Source organism: Thiobacillus sp. (assembly GCF_018780105.1).
Classification (GTDB): domain Bacteria; phylum Pseudomonadota; class Gammaproteobacteria; order Burkholderiales; family Thiobacillaceae; genus Thiobacillus.
Genome location: NZ_JADMKC010000018.1, coordinates 40,616 through 65,122 on the forward strand (window position 1 = coordinate 40,616; position 24,507 = coordinate 65,122).

Here is a 24,507-nt window from a genome sequence, read left to right on the forward strand (position 1 = left end):
TCGCATGCCAAACCGCCTTGCCTCATGCAGTTGTGGTCAGCTCACTGCCGAAGTCCAAGAAATATATGCTGAGCCCCCCTATGAAGAGAGTTGGCCAGAGAGTCGGGCCACGGAATATCTTGAATCTTTTTTTCGCATTGATGCTGAGGGAGCCCTTGTCGCCACTGAAAATGAAGACAAGATAGTCGGTGCTGTGTTTGGCTTCAGTTACCCTTGGCAGGTCGGCTCCATCTTTTTCATCCAAGAGTTATTTGTTGCCGGGCAATACCGTGGCAAAGGAATTGCCGGTGATCTCGTAAGGCAGGTGGTAGAGAACAAAGGCGGAGATTCACACGTGGCGTTGATTGTGCGAGAAGGAACAGTAGCCGCTAAGTTCTACGAAAAACTCGGGTTATCTAAGAGCACGCTCTATGAACTTCGGTCTGGGAAACTCCGCGTCTAACACTGCGGTCAACAGGGATGCCCAAACAGCTGGTTTTGCCGCCTGTTTGGCCGCCCGTTACCTTCGACGTTGGGCGGCAAAACTTCGTGGTCTCGATCTGGACCAATCTTGCGGGAGATTCAGAAGTGATTACTGAGATTGAAGACTACTTCTCACTGGGTTGCGGACGTTGCGAACGCTTCGCCTCGGTTGATTGCTCGACGCGGAAATGGATGGGCGGGCTGCTAGCGCTTCGGAAGCTCTGCATCGACTTGAAGCTTGTTGAAACGGTTAAGTGGGCTCATCCATGCTACATGCACAAGGATCGCAACATCGCAATCATCGGTGCTCTGCGCAGTGATTTCCGACTTATTTTCTTCAACGCCGCGCTGATGAAGGATTCCGAAGGCGTGCTGGAGAGACAAGGGCCAAATACCAAGCACCCGGACATGATTCGATTCACGGACAATTCGCAAGTGGCAGCGATGGAAGGAATCATCCGCTCCTACTTGAAAGAGGCGATGAGTTACGCGGAAGCCGGCATCAAGCCGCAGAAGGACGCAAGCGAAATCGAATTGCCATATGAATTGGCAGAGGCATTGGACTCCGATCCGGAGCTTGCAGAGGCGTTTCACAGCCTTACACCGGGGCGTCAAAGGAGCTACGTCATCAACTTGAGCTCGGCAAAGAAGCCCGAGACCCGCATTTCTCGTATTGCCGCTTTCCGTGATCGGATCCTTGCCGGAAAGGGCGCATTGGAGCGGTGATTTGAAACACGGCCGCCCAACCATGCATTCCAGCGGACCGCCTTCGGCGATCGCTGAAGGCCGACGTAGCCCCCTGAGGAGATCACATGCATACCGGAAGTTGTCTCTGCGGAAACGTGAAATATGAAATACGCGGTAACTTTGGACCCGGATTCTACTGCCACTGCTCGCTGTGTCGAAAGGCAAGTGGTTCCGCGTTTGCCTCAAACATTATTGCAGCGGCGAGGGAATTCGTGATTGTTTCGGGGGAGGAATCATTAAAATGCTTCAGTACGCCCGACGGCACTCACAGATATTTCTGTGGAAACTGTGGCTCACCAATTGTTAGTCGTCGCGACGTCCTTCCAGATGTAGTTCGTGTTCGTATGGGAACGCTCGACTCCCCGCTCTCCCAAGGCCCTGGCGCGCACATCTATGTTGGCTCAAAAGCCCCATGGCACGAGATTCACGATCAACTCCCGCAGCATGAAGATCGCCCGCCACCCTGGGGCTAACCACTTCAGCAGAATGCGCCGCAAGCGGCGCGCCCTTGGTCTAGTACGTTGGGTGCCACAATGACCGGCTCATCCGAACTCGACCGTGTAGTGTTCCGTGAAGTTGATGGCCCAACGCTCGACTTAGGCGGCACTCTTTCCACGTAGAACCTCCGTAGCTAGCCGCTCAAGGTTTTGCTCGTTGGCGTACGCTACGAACTCGGCGATGCGCCGGTAGTGCTCAACATTGTCAAAGGTCTGGCGCCACACCACATCGGTACCGTGAGTCTTTGGTTGCAGCTCGATGGTCAGTACGAAGTGATGTCCGGTGAGGTGCTCGATCTCGAAGATCTTGACGGCTTCAATGCGAATGAAGCGGCTTTCATTCGGGTAGTCCTTACGAGCGAAACGCCAAGGCACGCAAGGCGGCGATACAGCACCATGGACTGAACTGCGGAATAGGCGGCTTCAGCTTTGCGGACACGTATGGCCGGCGCGCCGAAAAGTACATCCAGGTCCACCACTTGGTGCCCCTTGCATGGATCGAGTAGGAGTACCGCATAGACCCAATCAAGGATTTGTTGCCGGTCTGTGCCAACTGCCATGCGGTAATCCACCTTGCAAACCCGCCATTCGCTCCCGATGAAGTAAGGGCGATGTTCTCAGAGCGGAAAGCATCGCCAGAAGCCAGTTCCTAGCCATGGCCCCGTGACGGCCGGCCAACTTAGGCCGGCGAGGTTATCCGTAGTTCTTGTCTTGGGTTGCCGTCAGGCACGCCAAACGGCTGCCGCCGACCCCCTAGGGCTTGTTCCGAAACGCCCGGTGAAGCCGTGTCGCAACTCATTGATTCCTGAGGCTCTCGGTTAGCAGGTTGTTCTTGCTGGCTAAGGCGCGCCGTAACCCCTTGAATTTATTTCTCTCGAGTTAGCAGCCTGAAGTTGCATGGGCACAAGCTCTAAGCCATTGTTTTAAAAGGCGCCGAGTTAGCAGCTTGAAGTTGCAGCCATCCACACTGTAAGTCATTGAGTTGATTGGTCCAGGGTTAGCAGGTTGAAGTTGTACGATTTAGCAGCCTTAAGTTGCGATTTAGCAGGTTGCTATGGTTCCTACAACTACAGCCCGGGCAAGCCTTGTCTATTGCCGTTATTTACTTCGCATAATGGGCGATTTCGTTCAAGAAATCGCGCAATTAACCGCTATATCGCGACATGTTTTATGCAAAATTTCTTGTCGTTTCAGGTTTGGTTTTGTTGGCCATTGGCCTGCTTCAACGCAGAATTTCCAAGCGGCCGCAAGGTCATGAACCACTGCTAAGAGACTATCCGGCAGACCTGAAAGACGCGATTTACCACCCGAAAGAATGGCGAAAGCCCAGAAAATGACAAATGCCGCCCAATGGGCGGTTTTTTTTGATCAACAAAATCTCCGATCGCGCGATCGCGCTAGAAATAACTTTAAGTTCGTCGACGGATTTTGCAACCTGGAGATGGATCCTCGCATCGAGCTCGAACAGGCCTGAAAGCCTTTATCCATGCGGGGTAGTAACTGGCCAGTTCGTCGAAGAAAAGATATCAACTGAATCGGCCGGCCGATGCTCGAAAATAGTTTAAGTGCTATTGGCCAATGAAATGCCGCCCGATAGGCGGTTTTTTTTTGCTGGTCCTTTTTTGAAAAGCAGAAAACCAAGATCACCAAAAGCAGAAAAGCCAGGTCAAGAACAAAGCGATTCCTTCGGAGGTTTTTTTAGTGGCTGATCAGTCCCAAAGCCGTAGAAAAAGCAGCTGCAGCGCCACGGTGAAGCTGTGGCACAGCACCCGCCGATTTTTTCTACTCACTCCGGCACAGTGCGGAGGCGTCTAGCTTTTTTGTAGTTCCTGTTTTTTTTCCTTTCGCAAAAACGATTGCGACCCCCTCAAAAGGGCGAGGGGGCGGCGCAATCGTTTTTAAACCGCGAAAGGAAAAAAACCATGAACCACTGCTTAAAAAACCCAGACGCTCATCGCCGCTTGGCTAGAGGGGCCAACGCCTCCCCTAAGTACCCCACGCTTGGCAGGCAGTATCAGGCTGGCGTTGAGTTCAAAGCTCGGCAAATGTGGCTGGACTTCAAGGACGCTGTTGGCCCGGCTCTTGAGGCCATCGCAGACAGCATTGACGCCAGCAGGAAGGCGTTTAAAGCATGGCTGAAGGCATTTCGGATGCCTGAGCCGATTGAACTTCCATCGCTTCTACAGTTGCCCTTGCCGTTGTGGGTGACCTGGTTCCCATTACGTCAAGCTGCATAGGCTTTTTGATCGATCAACGGGCTTGCTCGGCGCAAGCGCCGGCAGCGCCCGCCGACCGATCAAATGCGCTTGGCCGTCATGAGAACGAAGAGCTCGCTTTCGTCAGATGTATTTGAGTTCACGCGCATTATCTTGGGGAGGAATGAGAGGCCTGTAGAGCCTTCGGAGTCACCAGCCGAGGTCAGACCCCCGTAAAGCACTGAAACACCGTCCGAGAGGACCGTAGAGGTATCTATGGAGCGTTTTGTGAGGGTAGGTGAGGTGGTAACACCGGTTGTGGTCGTAGCGAAGCTGGAAACCTCGATCGATGAATCGACCTCGATAACATCGTCAAGGATGTTGGCCGTCGCTTCCATGATTACACCGCTCGACCTGTATTCGATGGACTGAGTGACGCCGTTTTGTGTGTCAGTGGTCGAACCGAGAATCGGCACATCCTGACCGACGACAAGACGCGATTTCTTGCGATCCACCAAGAGCATGCGCGGCGATGTGTAAATGCTGAAGGCGTTATCTGTCTTGAGCGCCGACAAAGCCAAGCTGATAGCACCAGAAGAAAACCGCAGAACATCACCGGCAACCACACCACCGACATTAAGGGAAAGCGATCCTAGCTTTGCAACCAAAGCCTGAAAACCACTTTGTCCGCCCTTTGTTTTGACGTGCTCAATCAGATAAACCTGCAACTCGATGGAAGGCGTTGCGACATCGAGCGAAACCAGCAAGCGCTTCATGTCCCTGATCTGGCCAGGTGTTCCCTTCATGATCAAACGATCTGACTTATTGTCGAGCTGGGCAGTGGCGCTAGTCGATGAATACTCACCCGTGGCAGGAACTGGGGCATGTAGGCCGGGTGCGGCTTGAGTAATCGACGGATAAAGGTTGCGAAGAACGTCGGTCAAATATTGGGACGTTCTTGATTTTGGACGATAGACGAAAACTTCCATTTCTTCGAATGATGGAGAAGAACCACCGATTTTTTTAACGGTGTAAAGACCGTTGTCATGGGTAATTGAATAGCCGTAGCCGACCAAAATATCAGTTAGATTTTTCCTTAGTTTTTCTGAATTGCCACTGATCGAAAGACTGATTTTACGGTCATCTTTGATGAGCTCATCGGGAAGGCTGTAAGCGTCTTTGTTGATCTCGGCGAAGTAAAGGCGAACCACATTAGAAAGCGGAACATTGTCGAGCTTGATGGTATCCGCGTGAGCCTGAGAAAAAACCACGACGGTAAGCACGAAGAGAAAAAGAAGGACAGGGTTTTTCATTTTGTGAGATAGGCCGGAGTGGATTTATTGGCATCTTTTGTGATGGCCGAAACACCGCGCGAATAAAGCAAGGAAGGCGAAGCAATAGCGAGCCCTTCGGCGTAATTCAAAACGACCCACGTGTCACCCGCCACAGTAATCGAACCAGCAATAGAACCAGCAGAAACAGGAGCAGAAGAAGGCGTAGCAGGCACACCTGAAACCGTTGAAGGAGATGACTGCAAAGCTGTTAATTCTTTGCTTTGAGCTTGCGGCGAACTGCTGGGTTTGGCGTTCGGCACAACGTGGAAAAAATCGTAGAGGTAAAAAGTCGCGACAGTAATTAGCGTGATGGCCAGCAAAACAGGAAAGAAAAAAGCAGTTGACTTGAAGAGGTTTTGACGTGCGTCAAGCGACTTCTCGACTCCTCCCCCGGTTTCGCTTGAATACGACTTGTAGAGCGGAAAAATTTTTTTGTTGTAGGTCGACGTAGACCACGATGTCAGCTTGGTTTTGTAAAGCTTCGATCCTTCGTACATCTGAATTCGGTAACGACCTGACATGCCAAGAGTTTTCAACTTGGTGAAAACAAAGGTCATTTCAATGACGTTTTTCAGCAGCTTATGGATATCGGTAATGTCTTGAGTGACCAAAGCCAAGTCACATGAAACACCCTTGCCATTCACGCAATGGCGATGCTCCCGAAAAAATGCCATGTGTTGCTGAACGGCCTTGCTACTGGTTCCCCAAGGTCGCCACGCCTCATCAATAGCGACCACATCACCCGGTTTCACAATCGTCATGTCATTGACAATAAATTTATCGTCAAGAAATTCGGGGAAAAAATCCGCGCTCTCAACCTGCTCATTTTTGACCAGGCGTATCTTGCCAAACTCAACGCCATCATCGGGTTTGCCAAGATGGGTATGGATCAATTCTTGATTGAGTCCGTGGATATTGGTAACGATGTCACGGCCTGCTTTGATGGCCGGGAGGATGACGGAGGAAACGACTTCATAGGTTTTGCCGGAACCCATCAAACCAGTGTAGGCGTTGATTGCCATGGATCAGCCAACGAACGGGAGACGACGAATCAAGAATTTTGTCGACATCGCACTAAGCATTAACGGGATGCCGATGTCGATGCGGATAAGGTCGAGCAGATACCACAGCAGAGGCGGAAATTGACCCATAGCGGCGACGATTGCAGAAGTCGAGGGGACATAGGCCACGAGCGCGCCGATAAGCTCAACGGCCAGAAACCAAGCCGCAAACATGATGACGAATTTGACGACGATGCTTCTGAAGACAAAAGCAAGCGCAACGTTAAAGGCTGAAAACAAAATAGCGAACATGGGTTAAGCCCTAAGAACCGTAACGAGACCAGCAATGCCCCAAATAGCAGTAAACAACAGGCTGAGCATGGCGCGTTGCTGCTCGATCAGATCGCACGCACCTTGCATTGTCATAGTCGTTCCGAAAAAGTCGAACGAGGGCATGACGCAATCAGCCGTATGAACAGGAATGGTAAAAGCTGACACGCTGGGAAGTAGGCCCATGACGTGAGTAAGAATGCTGGCGCCGGTTGGTGCGTCCTCAAGAGCAGGCTCGGCAATGCCGGGATCAGGACCAAGATCAACTGTGACTTGGTCGGTTGCTGGCGATTGAACAGGTTGGGCGGTCGGGTCTAACGCGGGTGCTGTTGCAGCATCAGGAGAAGGCAGAGAAAGCAAGTCATAGTTGGTTGGATGTGGGTAAAGACCGGCGGCCACATCGGCCAAGATATCAGCCGCAGTTACAGGATTTTGCACGTCATAAGGTGCACCTAAATAGCCAGGTTGCTGAGCGGCCTGTTGCCAAATTTTATTGGCGATTGCGGCAAGGATTTCAGGATCAGCAAACGTATTTAAATCACTTTCGGTGAGCTTCGACGCAGCATCATTTAAAGAATAGTTTTTGGTTGAATCTACATATTTCGGATTGTTGAAAATGTAGTAGGTCAACGTAGAAGGGTCTGTACCAGAACCGGGAGTGCCGTAGTCATCAAAGGTGTAATTGACGGTTTGATAGCGCGAGTAAGCATAGCGAATGCCGTCCGGGCAAATCAAAGGCGAAATCGTGCAAACAACTTTTGTGGGGCCGCTGGTATAGCCATCAACAATGTTGATAGTGAGCGCGTGACGATTAGTTATCTCAGTAGAAATGATTGAATGAATGTGACGCTTGTAAACCTGATCGAATATTTCCTGCGTCGTGTTGCCACAATAAGTTCCAGATGCAGTAAAGCCGCCCGTCATGGTGGCGCATATTTTCTGATCGCTTGGGTATTGAATCGCATTGCCCACACCTGGGTCGGCATAGTCGTATGGGAGGTCTGTTGGAACTACCGAATAATCAGTGCCAGTGAAAGGAGGCGGAAGAGCGGGAGCATGGGTAATTGTGCCCTGCGAAATCTGGACAGTAGAGGCAGGCGAAACCGCTTTAACCTCAAACTGACCCATAGAGAAATCATAAATTTCATAGGCGGCACCGAGGCCGAGAGCGACCGATAACCAGACCGGGGCTGTGCCAATACTAGCAACGGTCGCAGCTACAGAACCAGCCGCGATAGCACCACCCACGACCGTTTCGGCAGATGCGAGTGTGGCTGTGTAGATAGGATCATTAGCAGCAAAGCCCATCGTATTGAGTCGTTTTCCGAGCGTGGAAGCGATGGCTTTATTTACTTTTCCAGTAAACGGTTTGGCGAGTTGAAGAGCCTGGGCCTGTGCTTCTTTTTCGACATAGACAAGCACGCCTATGGATGAGATCAGCAGAAAAAATGCAGCAATTGAACGTGTCATGTATCAACCCCAAGAACAAACGCCCAAGCCGAGACGATGCCGAAAAAGAAAAACAGAAGGTAAAGATAGGTTTCAGCGTCGATCATGAAAACCCTCCAGAAGTCGGGAGGCGTCCCCCCCGGCTTGTTAATTAGCGGCCGCCCTTGAAAAAGCCAACGATGGTTTTGCCACCGCTGATGATGAGATACAGACCCATCAGCGCAGCCAAAGCGAGCAATGCAGCAGCCGAAACAGTTGACAGATCGATGGCCGAGGTCAACGAAGTGAAGTCAGGCGGCAGGGCCAACGCTTGACCAGCGGAAATCATTGCAGCAGTACCAAAAGCGACAGCTTTTCCGGTGGTGTTGTCGATCACCGCATAAAGATCACGGCCAATTTTTTTTGCGGTTTGAGTGACACGGTTGAAAGCGATTTTCATTTTTACAACTCCTTCTTGAATGCCTGAGAAGACCGTCAGGCAGCGGGGTTCGGCAGAATGCCGAATTAGCGTGGTCTAAAAATATTGACGATTGCGCCCCCTGATTTGCCGATGAAATAGAGGGCTACAACAGTAGAAAATGAGAAGGCGAAAAGCGCGCCGAGAATCGAATAATCGAAGCCTGCGGGAATGCCAGTTTCAGGCACAGCAGAGGTCGAGGACATAGTGCAAGTCGGTGGGATGTATGCAGGCGGAGAAAAAATATCGTTGACGAAATAAGTGCCCTGGTTGATTTGAAAATTCATTTTCCAAACGCCTGAATCCTTGAAGAAAGTAACGCTATTAACTGTGTTCCCGGAAATGTAAAAAGACACAGGCAAACCCGAATAATGGGCATCGATAGCGTCATCGACAGTAGCCAAACAATCAGCGCCATTCCGGTAGCCGATGGTCATGCCACCACCTCGAAAAGGTCTTTTTGACGCGTCAGATATTCGCGCTTCTGAACTTTAGCCAAACGCATTAGGCGGGCTTGCTCGGCCTGAGAAAAAGTGGGCGCAGGCTTGAAGGCCTTGGCCATTTTCTTGACTAGTTTTGGGTGGCCGTACATCAGAAGGGACACCCATCAAAGATGCCAAAATCAATCCATCTTTTGCGATCAAAGATAGTGCAACCGTATTGCACGTAAGAACCAAAATCGAAGTGGATCCATGTGCGGTAATAGGTCTTCATCAGTAAGGCCCACCCGCGTAGTAATAGCTTGAATTGCGTTGATCCAAATCGCAGTAATGACGGACGTGTCGAGGAAGCGGAAAATAACGCCAAATCCAAAGGTGCTTTTTCATCATGCGGCCCTCAGGCTGTACCACTCGGGAACGGCAAGGGGTTGAAGGTCGATAAATCGGACTTTCACCGGAAAGCGCTCAACGTTGCGCGGCTGAAGAATATCGATGCCACATTCGCGAAGAACTTTGGCATGGACATAAAGCTGAGTCTTACCGATAAGGTCGCGCACATCGTGGCCAGCAAGCCAAGCAGCAGCAAGGGCACGTGAACGACGTGGAAGCGCTTCCAAAATATCGTCATCACAGGAACGGTCTGCGCGCTTGAAAGGCTCAATCTGTTGTTCGTAGATTTCAGCCAATTTTTCATCGGTGAGATTGGCCAGGTCATTCAAGCCAAGCTCTGAAAGCAAACGTTTTTTAAGTTCGAGTTCCACGCGCACCACCCCCTGTTTTTGAAGCCAAATCACTAGATCGTCATCCTTGGCCGATCCATGCTTAACCATTTCAAGATGCTTGACGTAAGCCTTGAGCATGTGACGCGTATTTGCCCACCAGACGGATTCGTCCCCTGCCTGACCGCGTTTCATGCGAGCGATGGAGCGGCCACCAAGCCAGCGGATGAAAGCACGGGCTGAACTTTCCGACCCTGTTGCGTAATTCCGGGTAACGTCCAGACGCGAAACGACAGCGCCGCGCCCGGTTGATGCCACCTCGCGGGCAGCACCCGCTGGCCGGTGAGCGCCGCTAGTTGTGAATGGTGGAAGGCCAAGCTCCACCAGTACTCGGTTACAAGCCTCGATTGTCCCTGCGAGTCCGTGGTTAAAAACGTTGTCTTTGCGAGATAGCCTTCCCGGGTTGCCGCTAAGGGAGACACGGAAACCGTCACATCCAACACGCACCGATGTGTCATGGCTTCCCTGAATGCGCGTGGACTGGTTGCGCTCAAAAACTGGGACACCTTCGGCGGAATAATGGACAGTGACGCCCCCCGTGAGGATCGGGAGTACCGCCCCCTGATGATGCTGAGTAATGGTGATCCAATCGATGAAGAGCGACCCATCTTGCATACCTCCCCCAAAAGCTTTTTTTAACCTTCAAACACCGGAAACCGGAATGAACGGACTAGTGTTACTAGCCGTTCGACCCTGACGAAATTTCATCAGGCCGACTTGACCGCTGCCATCGCCGGGATAACTCCGACGACATAGCTTTCAAATTTGCCCATGCGGGCGCGCTGACCGATGTCCAGATCAATAAGGGCAGGAAACTGGATATTTTTGAATTGTTCGATGCAGGACGCATCAAGAGGCATTTCTGTAACTTCAAAGCCATAGCCAACCACGGTGACCTTGGCATTTTGGAAGGTCTCGATTTTGGTCTGGACAAGAATCGTGGACATGTCCCAATCGTTGCCGTCTTTTGTGCCCTTGAGAACCTTCGCACCGAGAACTTGCATTTTCATGATGGTTTCCTTGATAGGTTGTAGAACTCACAAGATGTGAGCACGCCCCAAAGATACTCACAATGTGTGAGCAGACGCAAGCACTATTTGTGACTATCATTCGCGCAGGAGGCAAAGCCATGACACAAACGCAACAACTCATTGAGCAGGTACGCCAAAAACTCAACGGCGCAACCGATTACAAAATAGCGCAAGCTCTTGATTTACAACAGGAATATGTAAGACGCTACGTGAAAGGCGATGCCGCCGACGCCTACGCCTGCGCCAAGATCGCCGAAATCCTTGAGCGCGATCCTCTTGAAGTGATCGCCCAGGTGGAAGCGGAGGCCGCAAGGACGGAAAAAAAACGCCAGTACTGGCGAAGTTTTTTTTCTGGTTTGAAGCAGACCGCGCACGCCATAGGGTGGTTAGCGATCGCGGCTGGTTCCGCCGGCGTACTACAGGCTGGAAAGGCTGACGCAGGGCCGCTGGCTACTTCGCATAATGAATATTATGTTAAACAGTAAAAACATCAGCCAAGCACAGCCGCCTTCAAACCTGGCCAGCTACCCAATGGCACCGCACCCAGTGCCCACCCCCCAGATCGGTCTGATCTGGGTAGGTTTGCCGGCATACCTCGCTGGCATGCGGGCAGCGCGGATGGAAATGGCAACCGGCCGGTGGATTGAGTGGCGAGGGTTGATCGCCGCTCAGGCGGATGATGGATTGCCCGGACTGGGCATCGATGCGCGGCACGGCGCTGACCAGGGCCTGGGTATACGGATGCCGCGGCGCGCGCAGCACGTCGGTGGCGGCGCCGTGTTCGACGATGCGGCCGAGATACATGACGGCCACCGCATGCGCCAGGTAATCGACCACGGCCAAGTTGTGGGTGATGAATAGATAAGCCAGGCCGAGCCGGTTTTGCAGGTCTTTGAGCAGGTTGAGGATTTGCGCCTGCACTGAGACGTCGAGCGCGCTGGTCGGCTCGTCGCAAATCAACAGGCGCGGCGCGACGGCGAGCGCCCGCGCAATCGCGATGCGCTGGCGCTGGCCGCCGGAAAACGCGTGCGGATAGCGCCCGCCTGCATCGTCCGGCAGCCCTACTTGCTGCAGCAACTGCACCACGGCATCGCGGCGCGCGCTGGCCGCGCCGATCTGCAGTGCATCCATGCCTTCGAGCAGGATGTCGGCCACCCGCATGCGCGGATTGAGCGAGCTGAACGGGTCCTGGAACACCATCTGCATCTGCCGCCGCAGCGTGGGCACGTTGTGCGCGCCCAGCGTTTCGCCCGCCAGCGCCACGGTGCCGGCTGTCGGCTCGATCAGGCGCAGCAGCGCCTTGCCGACGGTGGTTTTGCCGCAACCGGATTCACCCACCAGCGCCAGCGTGCGGCCGGGCTGGATCGACAGCGACACGTCGTCGACGGCGCGCACGTGACCGATGGTGCGCTGGATCAGGCCGCGCCGGATCGGAAAATGCACCTTGAGGCCATCGACCTGCAGCAACGCCTGTTCCGTTTGTGCGGGAATCGCATGTACGCCAGCCGCATGCGCGGTGCGCGGCGGCAGGCTGCCGGCCAGATGGCAGCGCACCCGCTGACCGTTGATTGCCTGCCACTGCGGGGACTCCAGACGGCAGCGCGCGATGGCGAACGGGCAACGCGGTGCAAACCGGCAGCCGTGCAACGCTTCATCGAGCCGCGGCACCTGGCCGGGAATCGTGGTGAGCCGCCCGCCATCGCCGGGCCGCGGCAGGGCATCGAATAGCATGCGGCTGTAAGGATGCTGCGGCGTGGCGAAGAAGTCCGCGCGCGCGCCCTCCTCCACCAGTTCGCCGGCGTACATCACCCCTACCCGGTCGGCGTTTTCTGCGACCACGCCGAGGTCGTGCGTAATCAGCAGCATGCCCATGCGGCGTTCGGCGCGCAGATGGCGCAGCACGTCGAGCACTTGCGCCTGGATGGTGACGTCGAGCGCGGTGGTCGGCTCGTCGGCAATCAGCAGTTTGGGCTGGCCGGCCAGCGCCATGGCGATCATCACCCGCTGACGCAGGCCGCCCGACAGTTCGAACGGGTAGCTGTCGAGCCGCCGCGCCGCGTCCGGCACCCCCACGGCATCGAGCAGCGCGCGCGCCGCGTCCGTCATCGGCTGGCCGCGCAGGCCCTGATGCAGGCCCAGCGCTTCGGCGATCTGATCGCCCACCTTGATGACCGGATTCAAGGCCAGCATCGGTTCCTGAAAAACCATGGCGAGTCCGCCGCCGCGCACGCGCCGCATCGCCGACTCGGGCAGCGTCAGGATGTTTTCGCCGTCCAGACGCACGCTGCCGGCGGAAATTCGCCCACCGTCCGGCAGCAGGCGCATCAGGGAGAGCGCCGTCATCGACTTGCCGCAACCCGATTCGCCGAGCAGCGCGTAGGTTTCGCCCGCGGCGATGTGGAACGACACGCCGTCGACGATGCGCACGGCACCGATCTCGACGATGAGCTGGTCGACCTGCAACAAATGGCTCATCGCCCGCCCTCCCGGCGCGGATCGAACGCATCGCGCACGCCGTCGGCAAACAGGTTGGCGGCCAGCACCAGGGTGAACATGAAAGTGAATGCCGCGCCGAGCTGCCACCAAACGGTAGGCTCACGCGCAAGCTCCAGCCGTGCGCCGTTGATCATGTTGCCCCAGCTGTGCATGCTGGGATCGACGCCGACGCCGACGTAGGACAGCACCGCCTCGGCCAGCACCAGACCGGAGAAATCCAGCACGATGGCGATCAGCACCAGATGGAACACGTTGGGGAAGATGTGGCGGCTGAGGATGCGGGTGTGGGATACGCCGAATGCGCGCGCAGCATCGACATAATCCAGCGTCGACAGCTTGAGCGCCTCGCCGCGTAACAATCGGGCCAATCCGGTCCAACTGGTCATTCCCATGATCAGGCAGAGCGCCAGCAGGCGCACGTCGGCGCGCGCGGCGGCGTTGTCGAACAGCTCGGGATGAGATTCGATATAGCCCTGCACGATCAGTACCGCCGCCGCGATCAGCAGCACGCCGGGAATGGAATTGAGCACGGTGTAGACATACTGGATGACGTCGTCCACCCAGCCGCGGAAATACCCCGCGGCGATGCCGAGGCTGATTGCCAACGGCAGCGTCACCAGCGTGGTGAGCGTGCCGATCACCAGCCCGGTGCGGATGCTCTTCAGCGTGATGTAAAGCACGTCCTGCCCCACCTTGTCGGTGCCGAACACGTGGTAGCCCGCCGCCAGATGCATCAGCACGCCGGCCAGTATCAACAGCAGCGTCGCCATGCAGACCAGCGTGCGTCCCGGCCAGCCGAGGCGGCCTTCGCCCCAGCGCGTCAGCCATTCGCCCAGCGACAGCTTGGCCCGGCGTGCTTGCCACGCGGCCAGCACGCCGAACAGCAGCAGGCTCGCAGCCAGCCCCTGCGTCAGAGCGATGGCGCTGCGCCGGACAATATCCGGCCGCCGCTCGGTGGCATCGCGCAGGTGCGCGCCGCCATATTGCAGGCGAGGATATTCGCGCACCGCTTGACCATCGCGGTCAACGAATTCCTTGGCGTACAAATGCATCGCCAGCGGCGCCGAATAGGTTTTTTCGTTCCGGGTGCGCAAATCGCCCACCAGCGCATCGAACACCGACAGCACCTCGACCGAATACTGCGGCTTGTCGACGGGGCTGTCGGCCAGCTTTTCACGGTAATGCAGCGAATCGAGCAAGCCGATCGCCACGAACACGCCCAGCACCAGCGCCGCGCCCATCGCCATCGGCCGCCGTCCCACCGCTGCCCACGGCGCGCGCAGGTGTTCCTGGCGGCTGATGCTCCAGGCCAGCGCGAGCACGCCTGCCAGCAGCGCGAAGATCAGGCCATCGGTCCACAGGATGACGGGCTGGATGTCCATGAAAATCGCGCTCATTGCAGCCGCACCCGCGGATCGACCCACGAATAGGACAGGTCGGTGAGGATCAGCCCGACGATGTAGAGCACCGAACCGAGGAACACCATCGCCCGGACCACGGCAAAATCCTGCGCCTGGATCGCATCGATGGTGTAGCTGCCGAGGCCGGGAATGCCGAAGAAGGATTCGGTGATGAGGCTGCCCATGAACAGCGTGGGAATCACCACCACCGCGCCGGTGAGGATGGGGATCATGCCGTTCTTCAGCACATGGCGGAACAGCACGCGCAGCTCGGACAGCCCCTTGGCGCGCGCGGTGCGCACGTAGTCCTTGCCGATTTCCTCGATGAAGATGGTGCGGTACCAGCGCGACCCGCCGCCGATGCCGGCCACCACGCTGACCAGCACCGGCAACAGGATGAACTTGAGGCCGCCGATGCCGCCGGCAAAACCCGAGATCGGCAGCAGCTTCCACAGCGAGGCGATGAAGTACTGCCCGGCGATGATGTAGAACAGGCCCGAAATCGACATCAGCACCACGCACAGCACGACCCCCCACAGGTCGAGATAGGTGGCACGGAAGAACACCATCAACAGGGCGAAGGTGATGTTGACCAACAGGCCAACGACGAACACCGGCAGCGCAATCGCCAGGCTCGGACCCATGCGGTTCCTGATTTCATTGCCGATGTCGCGGCCGTCGTCGCCCTTGCCGAACTCGAACACGAACATCGCGGCCGAATGCTGGAAAAAAATCGTGTCGGTGAACTGCGCGCTGCCCTCGGCGGCGTGGTTCAGCAGCAGCGGTTTATCGTAGCCGTGCTCAGATTTCCAGCGCTCGATCGCTTCCGGCGTCACATGCTTGGCGCCGAGCTGCAGCCGCGCCATGTCGTCCGGCGTGTTGACGACGAAAAACAGCGCGAAGGTCAGCAGGTTTACCCCGATCAGGATCGGGATGGCGTACAGCAGGCGGCGCAGCAGGTAGGCGAACATTGCTCAGATCATCCCACTCAACAGCAAGCGAATGTCTGCGCCATAAGGAGAAAGTACCCAGACCAACGCGCCGCAGTTGAGCAACACGGTCAGCCAGAAGATGGTTTGGAATTCGCGTTTGCTCGATTTGTGACGAAAGAGTTGTTGCGCAAAAATGGCACCGGGCCATCCACCAACCAGCCCAAAGACAAACAAGGTGTTCTCAGGCGTTCGCCTCAGGCCAGATTTCGCCGCGCTCTTGTCCACACCATAAGCAATGAAAGTGATCAGGCTTGCTACCAGATATGCCACCGCCACGAACATCGGGATATGCCCTGACCAAACCATGGAGGCCAACAAGGCCGAGAACAGAAGCGCCCAAAGCATGGATACGATGTTGACCCTTAATTTTATTGAGGTCTGACTCTCGTCGGCATACCGGACGTTCACTGCACAACAGCGCCCTTGCGCATCGCTGCCCAATTCGTAGCTGATGCCAGCGCCAATCAGCGGGCGTCGCTGCTGGTTCGAAAAACCTCGTATATGCAAAAAAACTGGCTGGTTGCCTCCGCCGCTGGGAACGACGAAACCGAAACCCTTTTCATCGTTCCATTTGATGACTTTTCCTTGATATCGCATGGCTGGTCAGTCAATTCCAGAAAGTTTATTCATTACGCCTGACCTTCTTCACGTCGCCGCCAGGCAATCGCCGCCGGCGCAATCAGGGCAAATAACCCGCCCAGCATCAGCACAATCGGCCACAGTACCGGCTGATTCCAGGCTTCGCGCTGGCGCTCGCGCAATTCCGGGTCGACGCGGCGGTACTTGAGCGTGTTGTTCGCCATCAGATTGGGTTTGACGTTATGCACCCAGCCGTGGCGCAGGCCGAAGGACTTGGGGTAATAGGCATAGATCCACGGCGCATCGCGGCGCACGATCTCCAGCATGGCGTCGATCACTTTTTGACGCGCGGGGCCGTTGTCCATGTCCTTCATCTGCTCGAACAGGCGATTAAATTCAGGGTTATCGTAGTTGGCAGCATTTTCGCCGCCCGTGGCGACCTTTTTGTGCGGGCCGTAGAGCAGGAAGAAGAAGTTTTCCGGATCGGGGTAATCGGCGTTCCAGCCCCACTCGAACAACTGCGCGTTGCCTTTGCGGATCTTGTCCTGGAAGCGGTTGTAGTCGGTGCCGCGCACCACCAGCTGCACGCCCAGCTTGTCGAGCTGCTTCTTCATCCAGTCGAGGCGCGATTTGGCGTCCGGGCCGCTCGCCATGGTGTCGAAATACAGCACCAGCGGTTCGCCGGTTTTAGCTTGGCGGCCGTTGGGATAGCCCGCCTCGGCCAGTAGCCGTTTCGCGTCCGCGAGCGGGCGTCGCACGATCTGCTTGCCGCGCGCTTGATACACGTAGGGATTGAGGCCGGCCACGCCCTCGACATAGCCGAACAGGCCCGGTGGAATCGGGCCCTGTGCGGGAATGCCGCGACCGTTGAGAAAAATCGAGATGAACTCGTCGTAGTCGAAGGCGATGGACAGCGCCTGCCGCAGTTTCTGGCGATCCTCGCCGAGCCCGCCGACCACCGGGTCGAGCATGTTGAAGCCGACGTACCAGATCGAAGCGGCCACCGTGGTAATGAGGCGGATGTCCTTGTCGCGCATGCTGTCAGTGGGTTGCGGCTCGCCGCGGGCGGAAAACCGCACCGCCTGATCGAAGCTGTCGGAGCTGATGCCGGCGCTGTCGTAATAGCCCTGCATGAACTTGCTCCAGTAGGGAATGGTTTCCTTTTCCAGGCTGAATATCGCTTCGTCCACCAGCGGCAGGGGCTTGCCTGCGTCGGCCAGCAAGCCGGCCTGGCGGTCGGCCGCATCGCCGTCGGCGGGATAGGTTTCGCCGTGGAAATTCGGGTTTTTTTTCAGCACCATGCGGCGATTGGGATCGTTTTCCGCCAGATAGAACGGCCCGGTACCGACCGGCTGCCAGTCCAGCGTGAGGTTGCGGTCGGCCATGCCGGGCTGGGCAAAGAACGCTTCGGCCTCCCACGGCACCGGCGCAAAGAACGGCATCGCCAGCCAGTAAATGAATTGCGGATATTTGCCCTTGATGCGGATGCGGTAGGTGGTACGGTCGACCACCTCGGCGCCGGCGAGCGGGAAATCGTTCAGGTTCAATATGGAACCCGGTCTGGCTTTGGCGGCCTGCTCCAGCGTGGCGCCCAGTTCCCTCAGACCGACGATGTGCTCGCTCATCAAGCCAAATATCGGTGAGCTGAGACCGGGATGCGCCAGCCGTTTGATCTGGTAAACATAATCCGCTGCGGTCAATTCGCGGCTGCCCGTATGGGCAAAATCGGCAAGCGTGGCTTTGTCCGCCAGCGCAGCGGCATCCAGCGCATGGTAGCGGTAGCGCCCCGCGGCATTGCGCGCTAACGCAGGGTGCGGCTGGTAACGGATGCCGGGCCGAAGACGGATCTCGTACACGCTTTCGGCAATCGCGGCCGACGGTGCATCGTCCGGCAAGGGCTTGCCTGCCGCGTCGTAAAAACGTGGCTTGGGCACGGCCTCGGCCGTCAGCGGAATCAGCGTGTAGGGGCGTTTGAGAAAATGGTATTGCAGCGGCGGCTCGTAAATCTGGCCGGTGAATTCGACTTCGTTCTCGCTGTAGGAACGCGCCGGATCGAGATGCTTGGGGCGTTCGGAGAAGGCGCTGTAAACCGCGTTCGCCTGCTTCGCTGTGCCCGGGTAGGGGGAATTCCAGTTGTCGGAACATCCCGACAACTGGCTCGCTGTGGTGAATAGCCCGGTGGTGAACAGGATCGTGCCCAGCAGGGATATGCCCATACGCGTCATGCCGCGAGTTTACCCAAGCCCACCGCTAACGTCAGCCGTTATAATCGCGGCCTACTCAACTTTTCGAGACCATCATGGGCTTTCTTGCAGGAAAACGTTTGCTGATTACCGGTGTGATTTCCAACCGCTCCATTGCCTATGGCGTTGCCTCTGCCTGCAAGCGCGAAGGCGCCGAACTCGCTTTCACTTACCAGGGCGAACGCATCAGGGATCGCGTCGCTGAATTCGCCCAGGAATTCGGCTCCGATCTGGTGTTCCCGTGCGATGTCGGCAGCGACGACGAAATCAACGCGCTGTTCGTCGAACTCAGCAAGCATTGGGATGGCCTCGACGGGCTGCTGCACTCGATCGCGTTTGCACCGAAAGAGGCGCTGGCCGGCGACTACCTGTCCTCGGTCACCCGCGAAAACTTCCGCATCGCCCACGACATCAGCTCCTACAGCTTTGCCGCACTGGCCAAGGCCGCGCTGCCGATGATGGAAGGCCGCAACGCCGCCCTCCTCACCCTGTCCTATCTCGGCGCAGTGCGCTCGGTGCCCAACTACAACGTGATGGGCCTGGCCAAGGCCAGCCTCGAATCCAGCGTGTATTACATGGCGCAAAGCCTCGGCCCCAAAGGCATCCGCGTCAACGCGGTATCGGCCGGCCCGATCAAGACGCTGGCCGCTTCCGGCATTGCCAAGTTCAACGAAAAGCTCGATCTGGTGGCAAAAAATGCCCCGCTGCGCCGCAATGTCACCATTCATGAAGTCGGCAATGCGGCCGCCTTCCTGCTGTCCGATCTGGCTTCGGGCATCAGCGGCGAAATCACCTATGTGGACGCGGGCTTCAACACCACCGCGGGCGCCGACGACTGAATCGTATGCGGCAGGCCATAAAAAAACGCGCCGGCAAGGCGCGTTTTTTTATGGCCTGAATGAGGCAGTCGCCGGCGTCAGGCGGCGGGTTCATCGCGCCGTACCCACGCGTCGATCAGCGTATAGGTCACGGCAAGCACCACCGGGCCGACAAAGATGCCTACCAGGCCAAAACTGATCAGCCCGCCGATGACCCCGGCAAAAATCAGCAGCAAGGGCAGGTCCGCCCCTTTCTTGATCAGATACGGACGCAGGATGTTGTCCAGGCTGCCGACCACCAGGGTCCAGACCAGCAGGAACGTGCCCCATCCGGCATCGCCGCTCCAGTACAGCCAGGCGACGGCCGGCGCCAGAACCAGAACCGGCCCGAGCTGGGCGATGCACAGCATGAACATCAGCGCCGTCAGCACGGCCACCATCGGCAAGCCGGCGATGGCCAGCCCGATGCCGCCCAGAACCGACTGCACCACGGCCGTTACCACCACGCCCAGGGCCACGCCGCGGATCGCCTGGCCTGCCAGCACGACGGCGTTCACGCCCTTGTCGCCCGCCAGCCGCATGCCGAACTGCTTGATCCAGGCGGCAGTCGATTCGCCGCCGGCGTACAGAATGGCCGCAATCACCACGGTCAGCAGAAACTGGAAAAACAGCATGCCGAAGCTGCCAACTTCCGCGACGAACCAGTGGGTGATGTCCTTGGCATAGGGCGCGAGCTTGACGGCGAAATCCTGCAGGCCCTGGGCCACGAATTGCATCCAGAACTGCTGCAGCTTGTCGCCGATCAACGGCACGCCGGCGACCCAGGCCGGCGGCGGCGGCACCTCGGTTTCGGCCAGCCATTTGGACCAGCCGACGATACGGTCGGAGTTGTCCACCAGGGTCACGATCGCTGCGGACATCGGGATCAGCAACACCAGCAGCAGGCTGAGCGACATCACGACGACCGCAAGCGAACGCTTGCCGCCCAGCCGGGCCTGCACCTTGATCATCACCGGCCAGGTCGCCACCACCACCATCGTCGCCCAGATCAGCGCCGACAGGAACGGCCGCACGATCCAGAAAGACGCGGCGATCAGGATGCCGATAAACAGGACTGCCAGCGTGGTTCGGGTCAGGTCATGCTGCGTGGGGTTCATGTGGAATTTCCGGAAAGGGCTGCCTGTAAAAAGAATGTGCAACCGGCGCTTTACGCGCCCGGCATCACCTGCGCAAAACTCTCGATCGCGACAAAGTCGGCGCAGTCCTTGTGCGGCTGGCTTGAATCGGGATTGCAGATGGCCAGCAGGTGGGCAATGCCGTAGGCGCGCGCGCTGTTCAGCACCGGCAGGCTGTCGTCGACGAATAGGGTTCGGGCCTTGTCGAACGGCTCGACCGCCTGCAGGGCCTGCCAGAAATCGGGATGCTCCTTGGGCATGCCGATCTGATGCGACGAAATCAGCGCATCGAAATGGGCGTCGAGGCCGGTTTCGCGCATTTTCAGATCGAGGCTTTTGGGATGGGCGTTGGTCACCATCGTGATGCGCCGACCGGATGCCCGCACCGCCTGCAGGAAGGCCGGGACGTCCGGACGCACGGCGATCAGGTGGGCGACTTCCTGCTTCAGTTGAACGATATCGAGGTTGAGTTCGCTGGACCAGAAATCCAGGCAATACCAGTTGAGCGTGCCGGCATGCCGTTCGTAATGCGTGTCCAGATGCGCCTGCGCCACCGCCTCGTCGAGACCGTGGTATTCGGCATAGCGGCGCGGCATGTGCTCGCGCCAGAAATGGTTGTCGAAGTAGAGGTCGAGCAGGGTGCCGTCCATGTCGAGAAACACGGTGTCGATCTTCTCCCACTCCGGCATCGCGCGGCCACCCGTTTGATCAGCTTGCGGCATGGCGTCAGAACAGCTGGTCTTTGGACATGCCGCGCCGCCGCAGCAGCTGCCGCAGGATGCGCAGCGATTCCATCTGGATCTGCCGCACGCGTTCGCGCGTCACCTGCAACTCGGTCGCCAGATCTTCGAGGGTGCAGGTTTCCAGGCCATTGAGCCCGAAGCGCCGCTCGATCACCCAGCGCTGCTTGTCGTTCAGCTGCGACATCCACTCGGTCACGTGGTGGCCGATTTCCTCGAGCTGGAGCATTTCGTCCGGCAAGTGAGCGTTGTCGTCGGCAATCGCCTCGCCCAGCGACAGCGTCGGATCGATGTCGAGCGGCGCGTCGAGCGAGGTGACGCGTTCGTTCAGTTGCATGATGCGGCGCACGTCCTCGATCGGATGGCTGGTCAGCGCGGCGATGTCTTCCATCGTGGCGTCGCTGATGCCGTGGGTTTCGAGATGGCGCTTGGCGCGCAGGTAGATGTTGAGTTCCTTGATGACATGCACCGGCAACCGGATGGTGCGCGACTGATTCATGATCGCTCGCTCGATGTTCTGGCGTATCCACCAGGTGGCGTAGGTCGAGAATCGGAAGCCGCGCTCGGGATCGAATTTTTCCAGCGCGTGGATCAGGCCGAGATTGCCCTCCTCCACCAGATCGAGCAGCGTCAGCCCGCGATTGGCGTAGTGCTTGGCAATATTGACCACCAGCCGCAGGTTGCGCTCGATCATGGTCTGGCGCGCCTCGAAATCGCCCTGCACCACGCGCCGGGCCAGTGCGGCTTCTTCAACGGCCGTCAGCAGCGGCGATTTGCCGATTTCGTTGAGGTAGAGCTGGGTGACGTCCACCTGCGACTCGCCCAGAATGGCCGAAGCCAGCTCCTCCACGCTGTCGACGGCGGCGTGTTCGGCTTCTTCCGGCTCGTCGAGCGGCAGGTCTGCCGACTCTTCGGATTCGTCGCTGGGTTCCTGGCTCATGAACGCTCCGGCAGGTAAACAAGGGGATCGAGCGGTTTGCCATAACGGCGTATTTCAAAATGCAGTTCGACCCGGTCGGAATCACTGTCGCCCATCAGGGCGATTTTCTGGCCGGCCGTCACGCTGTCGCCTTCCTTCACCAGGATGCTCTCGTTGTGCGCATAGGCCGAAAGAAACTCGCCCGCGTGCTTGATGATCAGCAGTTTGCCATAGCCGCGCAGGCCGCTGCCGCTGTAGACCACTTTGCCGGAGGCGGTCGCGATCACCGGCGCATTTCGCGTTCCGACAATGTCGATGCCCTTGCCGCCTGCCGCACCGAAGCGCCCGGCCAGCGTGCCCTCGGCGGGCCACAGCCAGTCGCCAACCGTCGCCGCAGGAACGGGGGCAGCAGGCACGGAGGCCGCGGACGTGGTGGCGACTACCGGCGCCACTTTGACCACGGGCGGTTTTGCGGCCACAACTGCCGGGGGCGTGTTGACCTGCGCCCAATTGGCTTCCGAATACGGCAGCAACACCGCCTGCGGGGTTTTCAACACCAGCGGCTCGGCCAGCGGGCGCGCACTCGGCGCGGGGTCATCGTCCAGCGGCTGGATTTCCACTGCGCCCGGCGGCGCCGTCAGCCGCAATTCCTGGCCGACGAAAATGCGGTCGACCGATTCGATCCGGTTCCAGCGCGCGACATCGCGGTAATCCAGGCCGTTGGCAAAAGCGATGGCATACAGCGTGTCGCCACGTTGCACGGTATGACGGCCCGTGGTGGAGGGGGTGATTGGCGATGTGCGCGGACGCGCGGCGGCGGGCTTGCTGCTGCTTGCAGTACCGGCAGTTCGCTCGCTCACCGGCGCGGTGCCGCTCGACGAGCAACCGACCAGCGCCAGCAAGACCAGGCCCGGCAAGATCAGACCTGGCGCCAAGCTGCCGAACCAGCCCGCCAACCCGGTCATGCGACCCCCGGCAGCAGGGGCACGAATTTCACCCCTTCCAGCAAGCGTTCGGTGTAGGTGTCGCCCTGGCGTTCCACCACGCACAGCGTCTGGGTCTGGTTGCCCAGCGGCATCACCAGCCGGGCGCCGTCGGCAAGCTGCGGCAGCAGGACTTGCGGCACTTCGCCGAACGCTGCGGCAATCACGATCGCGTCGAATGGGGCAAAGTCCCTGGCACCGTTCATGCCGTCGCCATGCTTGGGCTTGACGTTGTTCACCCGCAGTTCGCGCAGGCGCACCCGGGTCTTGCCGACCAGCGCGGCGATGCGTTCCATCGACACCACTTCGCGCGCCAGCTTGGCCAGCACGGTGGCCTGATAACCGCAGCCCAGGCCGATTTCCAGCACGCGGCCAAGCGGCCGCCCCTGCCCGGTTTCACCATGGCGGGCCAGTTCGGCCATGCGCGCCACGATGTGGGGATTGGAAATCGTCTGCCCGAAGCCGATCGGCAGCGCCGTATCTTCGTAAGCGCGCGACTCCAGCGCCTGGTCCACGAACAGGTGACGCGGCACCTCGCCCATGGCCGACAGCACCATTTCGTCCTTGATGCCCAGTTCGCGCAAGCGTTCGACCATGCGGCCGCGCGTGCGCGCCGAGGTCATGCCGATACCGGCGCGGGAATTCATGATTTCAGCCATGCGCTCACGCTGTCCATCTGGTTGTAGCGGGTCAGGTCCATTTGCAAGGGCGTGATCGACACCTGGCCTTGCGCCACGGCGAAGAAGTCGGTGCCGGCGCCGGCGTCGGCGGCCGCGCCTGCCGCGCCCACCCAGTACACAGTCTGGCCACGCGGGTTGGTGCTCTTGATCACCGATTCAGCCTTGTGGCGCTTGCCGAGCCGGGTGACCTGGATGCCGTCGAGATCGTCCCGGCTGCAATCCGGGACGTTGACGTTGAGCAGCATCGGTTCGGTTGGAGGCTGCGCCTGGATGCGCTTGACCAGATCGGCCACCACCTGCGCGGCGGTCGCGAAATGCTGCGCATTGTGGCTGGCGAGCGAGACGGCAATCGAGGGAATCCCCAGCAGATAGCCTTCGGTGGCGGCCGCGACGGTGCCGGAATAGATCGTGTCGTCGCCCATGTTGGCGCCGTGATTGATGCCGGAAATCACCATGTCGGGCAGATGGTCGAGCATGCCGGTGACCGCCAGATGCACGCAATCGGTCGGTGTGCCGTTGACGTAATAAAAGCCGCTCGGCGCCTGCCGCAGCAGCAAGGGCCGGTCCAGCGTCAGCGAATTGGAGGCGCCGCTGCGATCGCGCTCGGGCGCCACTACGGTGATCTCGGCCAGCGGCGCAAGAGCCTGCGCCAGCGCAGCCAGGCCGGGGGCAAAGTAACCATCGTCGTTGGAAAGCAGGATGCGCATCAGCGGAAGTCTCCATGCCGGAGGGGCAAAATACGCAGGAAATTCATGGTGTA

The 24,507-nt window shown here is 58.0% G+C and carries 27 protein-coding genes; 6 read left to right on the plus strand and 21 right to left on the minus strand.

The annotated features are described in order from the left end of the window. The 3 genes from IV098_RS10335 to IV098_RS10345 all read left to right on the plus strand — a co-directional run. Positions 1–442, plus strand: a 442-nt coding sequence (locus tag IV098_RS10335) for a GNAT family N-acetyltransferase (protein ID WP_296888828.1), incomplete at its 5' end; no start/stop codon positions are given. Between the two features lie 17 nt (positions 443–459). Then, positions 460–1,188 carry a YdeI family protein gene (locus tag IV098_RS10340; protein WP_296888830.1) on the plus strand — a complete coding sequence of 243 codons (729 nt, stop codon included), beginning with the start codon at positions 460–462 and terminating at the stop codon, positions 1,186–1,188. 86 nt (positions 1,189–1,274) lie between these two features. Then, on the plus strand, positions 1,275–1,682 hold the full coding sequence (locus tag IV098_RS10345) for a GFA family protein (RefSeq protein ID WP_296888832.1): 408 nt from the start codon (positions 1,275–1,277) through the stop codon (positions 1,680–1,682). 123 nt (positions 1,683–1,805) lie between these two features. On the opposite strand, the gene IV098_RS10350 is transcribed toward IV098_RS10345, so the two are convergent. Then, positions 1,806–2,081: a hypothetical protein gene (locus IV098_RS10350; protein ID WP_296888833.1), complete on the minus strand. Its 276-nt coding sequence runs from the start codon at positions 2,079–2,081 to the stop codon at positions 1,806–1,808. 1,547 nt (positions 2,082–3,628) lie between these two features. On the opposite strand from IV098_RS10350, the gene IV098_RS10355 reads away from it, so the two are divergent. Further along, positions 3,629–3,943, plus strand: a complete 315-nt coding sequence (locus IV098_RS10355; RefSeq protein ID WP_296888835.1) for a hypothetical protein — start codon at positions 3,629–3,631, stop codon at positions 3,941–3,943. A 59-nt stretch (positions 3,944–4,002) separates the two neighbouring features. Here the strand turns inward: IV098_RS10355 and IV098_RS10360 are convergent, their stop codons facing one another. The 9 genes from IV098_RS10360 to IV098_RS10400 all read right to left on the minus strand — a co-directional run bounded on the left by IV098_RS10360 (position 4,003) and on the right by IV098_RS10400 (position 10,701). Further along, positions 4,003–5,214 carry a hypothetical protein gene (locus IV098_RS10360; RefSeq protein WP_296888837.1) on the minus strand — a complete coding sequence of 404 codons (1,212 nt, stop codon included), beginning with the start codon at positions 5,212–5,214 and terminating at the stop codon, positions 4,003–4,005. Beyond that, positions 5,211–6,257 (minus strand): zonular occludens toxin domain-containing protein, encoded by a 1,047-nt coding sequence (locus IV098_RS10365; protein WP_296888839.1) that lies wholly within the window; start codon positions 6,255–6,257, stop codon positions 5,211–5,213. The genes IV098_RS10360 and IV098_RS10365 overlap by 4 nt, the downstream gene beginning before the upstream one ends. A gap of 3 nt (positions 6,258–6,260) precedes the next feature. Next, positions 6,261–6,548: a DUF2523 domain-containing protein gene (locus IV098_RS10370; protein WP_296888841.1), complete on the minus strand. Its 288-nt coding sequence runs from the start codon at positions 6,546–6,548 to the stop codon at positions 6,261–6,263. Positions 6,549–6,551: 3 nt separating this feature from the next. Then, positions 6,552–8,036 carry a hypothetical protein gene (locus IV098_RS10375; RefSeq protein WP_296888843.1) on the minus strand — a complete coding sequence of 495 codons (1,485 nt, stop codon included), beginning with the start codon at positions 8,034–8,036 and terminating at the stop codon, positions 6,552–6,554. 130 nt (positions 8,037–8,166) lie between these two features. Then, positions 8,167–8,454: a hypothetical protein gene (locus IV098_RS10380; RefSeq protein ID WP_296888845.1), complete on the minus strand. Its 288-nt coding sequence runs from the start codon at positions 8,452–8,454 to the stop codon at positions 8,167–8,169. A 65-nt stretch (positions 8,455–8,519) separates the two neighbouring features. Continuing rightward, positions 8,520–8,909, minus strand: coding sequence for a hypothetical protein (locus tag IV098_RS10385; RefSeq protein WP_296888846.1), 390 nt, complete (start codon positions 8,907–8,909; stop codon positions 8,520–8,522). Then, the gene (locus tag IV098_RS10390; RefSeq protein WP_296888848.1) at positions 8,906–9,076 is read right to left on the minus strand and encodes a hypothetical protein; all 171 of its coding nucleotides are present in this window, start codon (positions 9,074–9,076) and stop codon (positions 8,906–8,908) included. Before IV098_RS10390 ends, IV098_RS10385 begins: the two co-directional genes overlap by 4 nt. Positions 9,077–9,298: 222 nt before the next feature. Next, a complete protein-coding gene (locus IV098_RS10395; protein WP_296888850.1) occupies positions 9,299–10,306 on the minus strand; it encodes a phage/plasmid replication protein in 1,008 nt (335 codons plus the stop codon). A gap of 92 nt (positions 10,307–10,398) precedes the next feature. Further along, a complete protein-coding gene (locus IV098_RS10400) occupies positions 10,399–10,701 on the minus strand; it encodes a hypothetical protein (protein WP_296888852.1) in 303 nt (100 codons plus the stop codon). Between the two features lie 119 nt (positions 10,702–10,820). On the opposite strand from IV098_RS10400, the gene IV098_RS10405 reads away from it, so the two are divergent. Beyond that, positions 10,821–11,207, plus strand: coding sequence for a hypothetical protein (locus IV098_RS10405; protein ID WP_296888854.1), 387 nt, complete (start codon positions 10,821–10,823; stop codon positions 11,205–11,207). Between the two features lie 25 nt (positions 11,208–11,232). Here the strand turns inward: IV098_RS10405 and IV098_RS10410 are convergent, their stop codons facing one another. The 5 genes from IV098_RS10410 to IV098_RS10430 are packed head-to-tail and all read right to left on the minus strand — an operon-like array spanning position 11,233 to position 18,414. Then, the gene (locus IV098_RS10410; protein ID WP_296888856.1) at positions 11,233–13,197 is read right to left on the minus strand and encodes an ABC transporter ATP-binding protein; all 1,965 of its coding nucleotides are present in this window, start codon (positions 13,195–13,197) and stop codon (positions 11,233–11,235) included. Next, positions 13,194–14,600: an ABC transporter permease gene (locus IV098_RS10415; protein WP_296889328.1), complete on the minus strand. Its 1,407-nt coding sequence runs from the start codon at positions 14,598–14,600 to the stop codon at positions 13,194–13,196. Before IV098_RS10415 ends, IV098_RS10410 begins: the two co-directional genes overlap by 4 nt. A gap of 11 nt (positions 14,601–14,611) precedes the next feature. Continuing rightward, positions 14,612–15,589 carry an ABC transporter permease gene (locus IV098_RS10420; RefSeq protein ID WP_296888858.1) on the minus strand — a complete coding sequence of 326 codons (978 nt, stop codon included), beginning with the start codon at positions 15,587–15,589 and terminating at the stop codon, positions 14,612–14,614. Between the two features lie 3 nt (positions 15,590–15,592). Further along, positions 15,593–16,207 (minus strand): DUF1294 domain-containing protein, encoded by a 615-nt coding sequence (locus IV098_RS10425; RefSeq protein ID WP_296888860.1) that lies wholly within the window; start codon positions 16,205–16,207, stop codon positions 15,593–15,595. Positions 16,208–16,239: 32 nt separating this feature from the next. After that, positions 16,240–18,414: an ABC transporter substrate-binding protein gene (locus IV098_RS10430; RefSeq protein WP_296888862.1), complete on the minus strand. Its 2,175-nt coding sequence runs from the start codon at positions 18,412–18,414 to the stop codon at positions 16,240–16,242. A gap of 74 nt (positions 18,415–18,488) precedes the next feature. Here IV098_RS10430 and fabI point away from each other — a divergent pair, with 74 nt between their 5' ends. Next, complete coding sequence (gene fabI / locus IV098_RS10435; RefSeq protein WP_296888864.1) at positions 18,489–19,271, plus strand: enoyl-ACP reductase FabI; 783 nt, start codon at positions 18,489–18,491, stop codon at positions 19,269–19,271. A gap of 77 nt (positions 19,272–19,348) precedes the next feature. Here fabI and ydiK read toward each other — a convergent pair whose 3' ends face one another. From ydiK to surE, 6 genes are read right to left on the minus strand one after another with little or no spacing between them, the layout of a single operon-like run. Next, on the minus strand, positions 19,349–20,407 hold the full coding sequence (ydiK, locus tag IV098_RS10440) for an AI-2E family transporter YdiK (protein WP_296888866.1): 1,059 nt from the start codon (positions 20,405–20,407) through the stop codon (positions 19,349–19,351). 50 nt (positions 20,408–20,457) lie between these two features. Further along, entirely contained in the window at positions 20,458–21,147 is a 690-nt protein-coding gene (yrfG, locus tag IV098_RS10445) for a GMP/IMP nucleotidase (RefSeq protein WP_296888867.1), read from the minus strand. 4 nt (positions 21,148–21,151) lie between these two features. Further along, on the minus strand, positions 21,152–22,105 hold the full coding sequence (gene rpoS, locus IV098_RS10450) for an RNA polymerase sigma factor RpoS (RefSeq protein WP_296888869.1): 954 nt from the start codon (positions 22,103–22,105) through the stop codon (positions 21,152–21,154). Continuing rightward, positions 22,102–23,049, minus strand: a complete 948-nt coding sequence (locus IV098_RS10455; RefSeq protein ID WP_296888871.1) for a peptidoglycan DD-metalloendopeptidase family protein — start codon at positions 23,047–23,049, stop codon at positions 22,102–22,104. Before IV098_RS10455 ends, rpoS begins: the two co-directional genes overlap by 4 nt. Then, entirely contained in the window at positions 23,046–23,726 is a 681-nt protein-coding gene (locus tag IV098_RS10460; RefSeq protein ID WP_296888873.1) for a protein-L-isoaspartate(D-aspartate) O-methyltransferase, read from the minus strand. Before IV098_RS10460 ends, IV098_RS10455 begins: the two co-directional genes overlap by 4 nt. Beyond that, positions 23,711–24,454 carry a 5'/3'-nucleotidase SurE gene (surE, locus tag IV098_RS10465; protein ID WP_296888874.1) on the minus strand — a complete coding sequence of 248 codons (744 nt, stop codon included), beginning with the start codon at positions 24,452–24,454 and terminating at the stop codon, positions 23,711–23,713. Before surE ends, IV098_RS10460 begins: the two co-directional genes overlap by 16 nt. Positions 24,455–24,507: the final 53 nt, after the last annotated feature.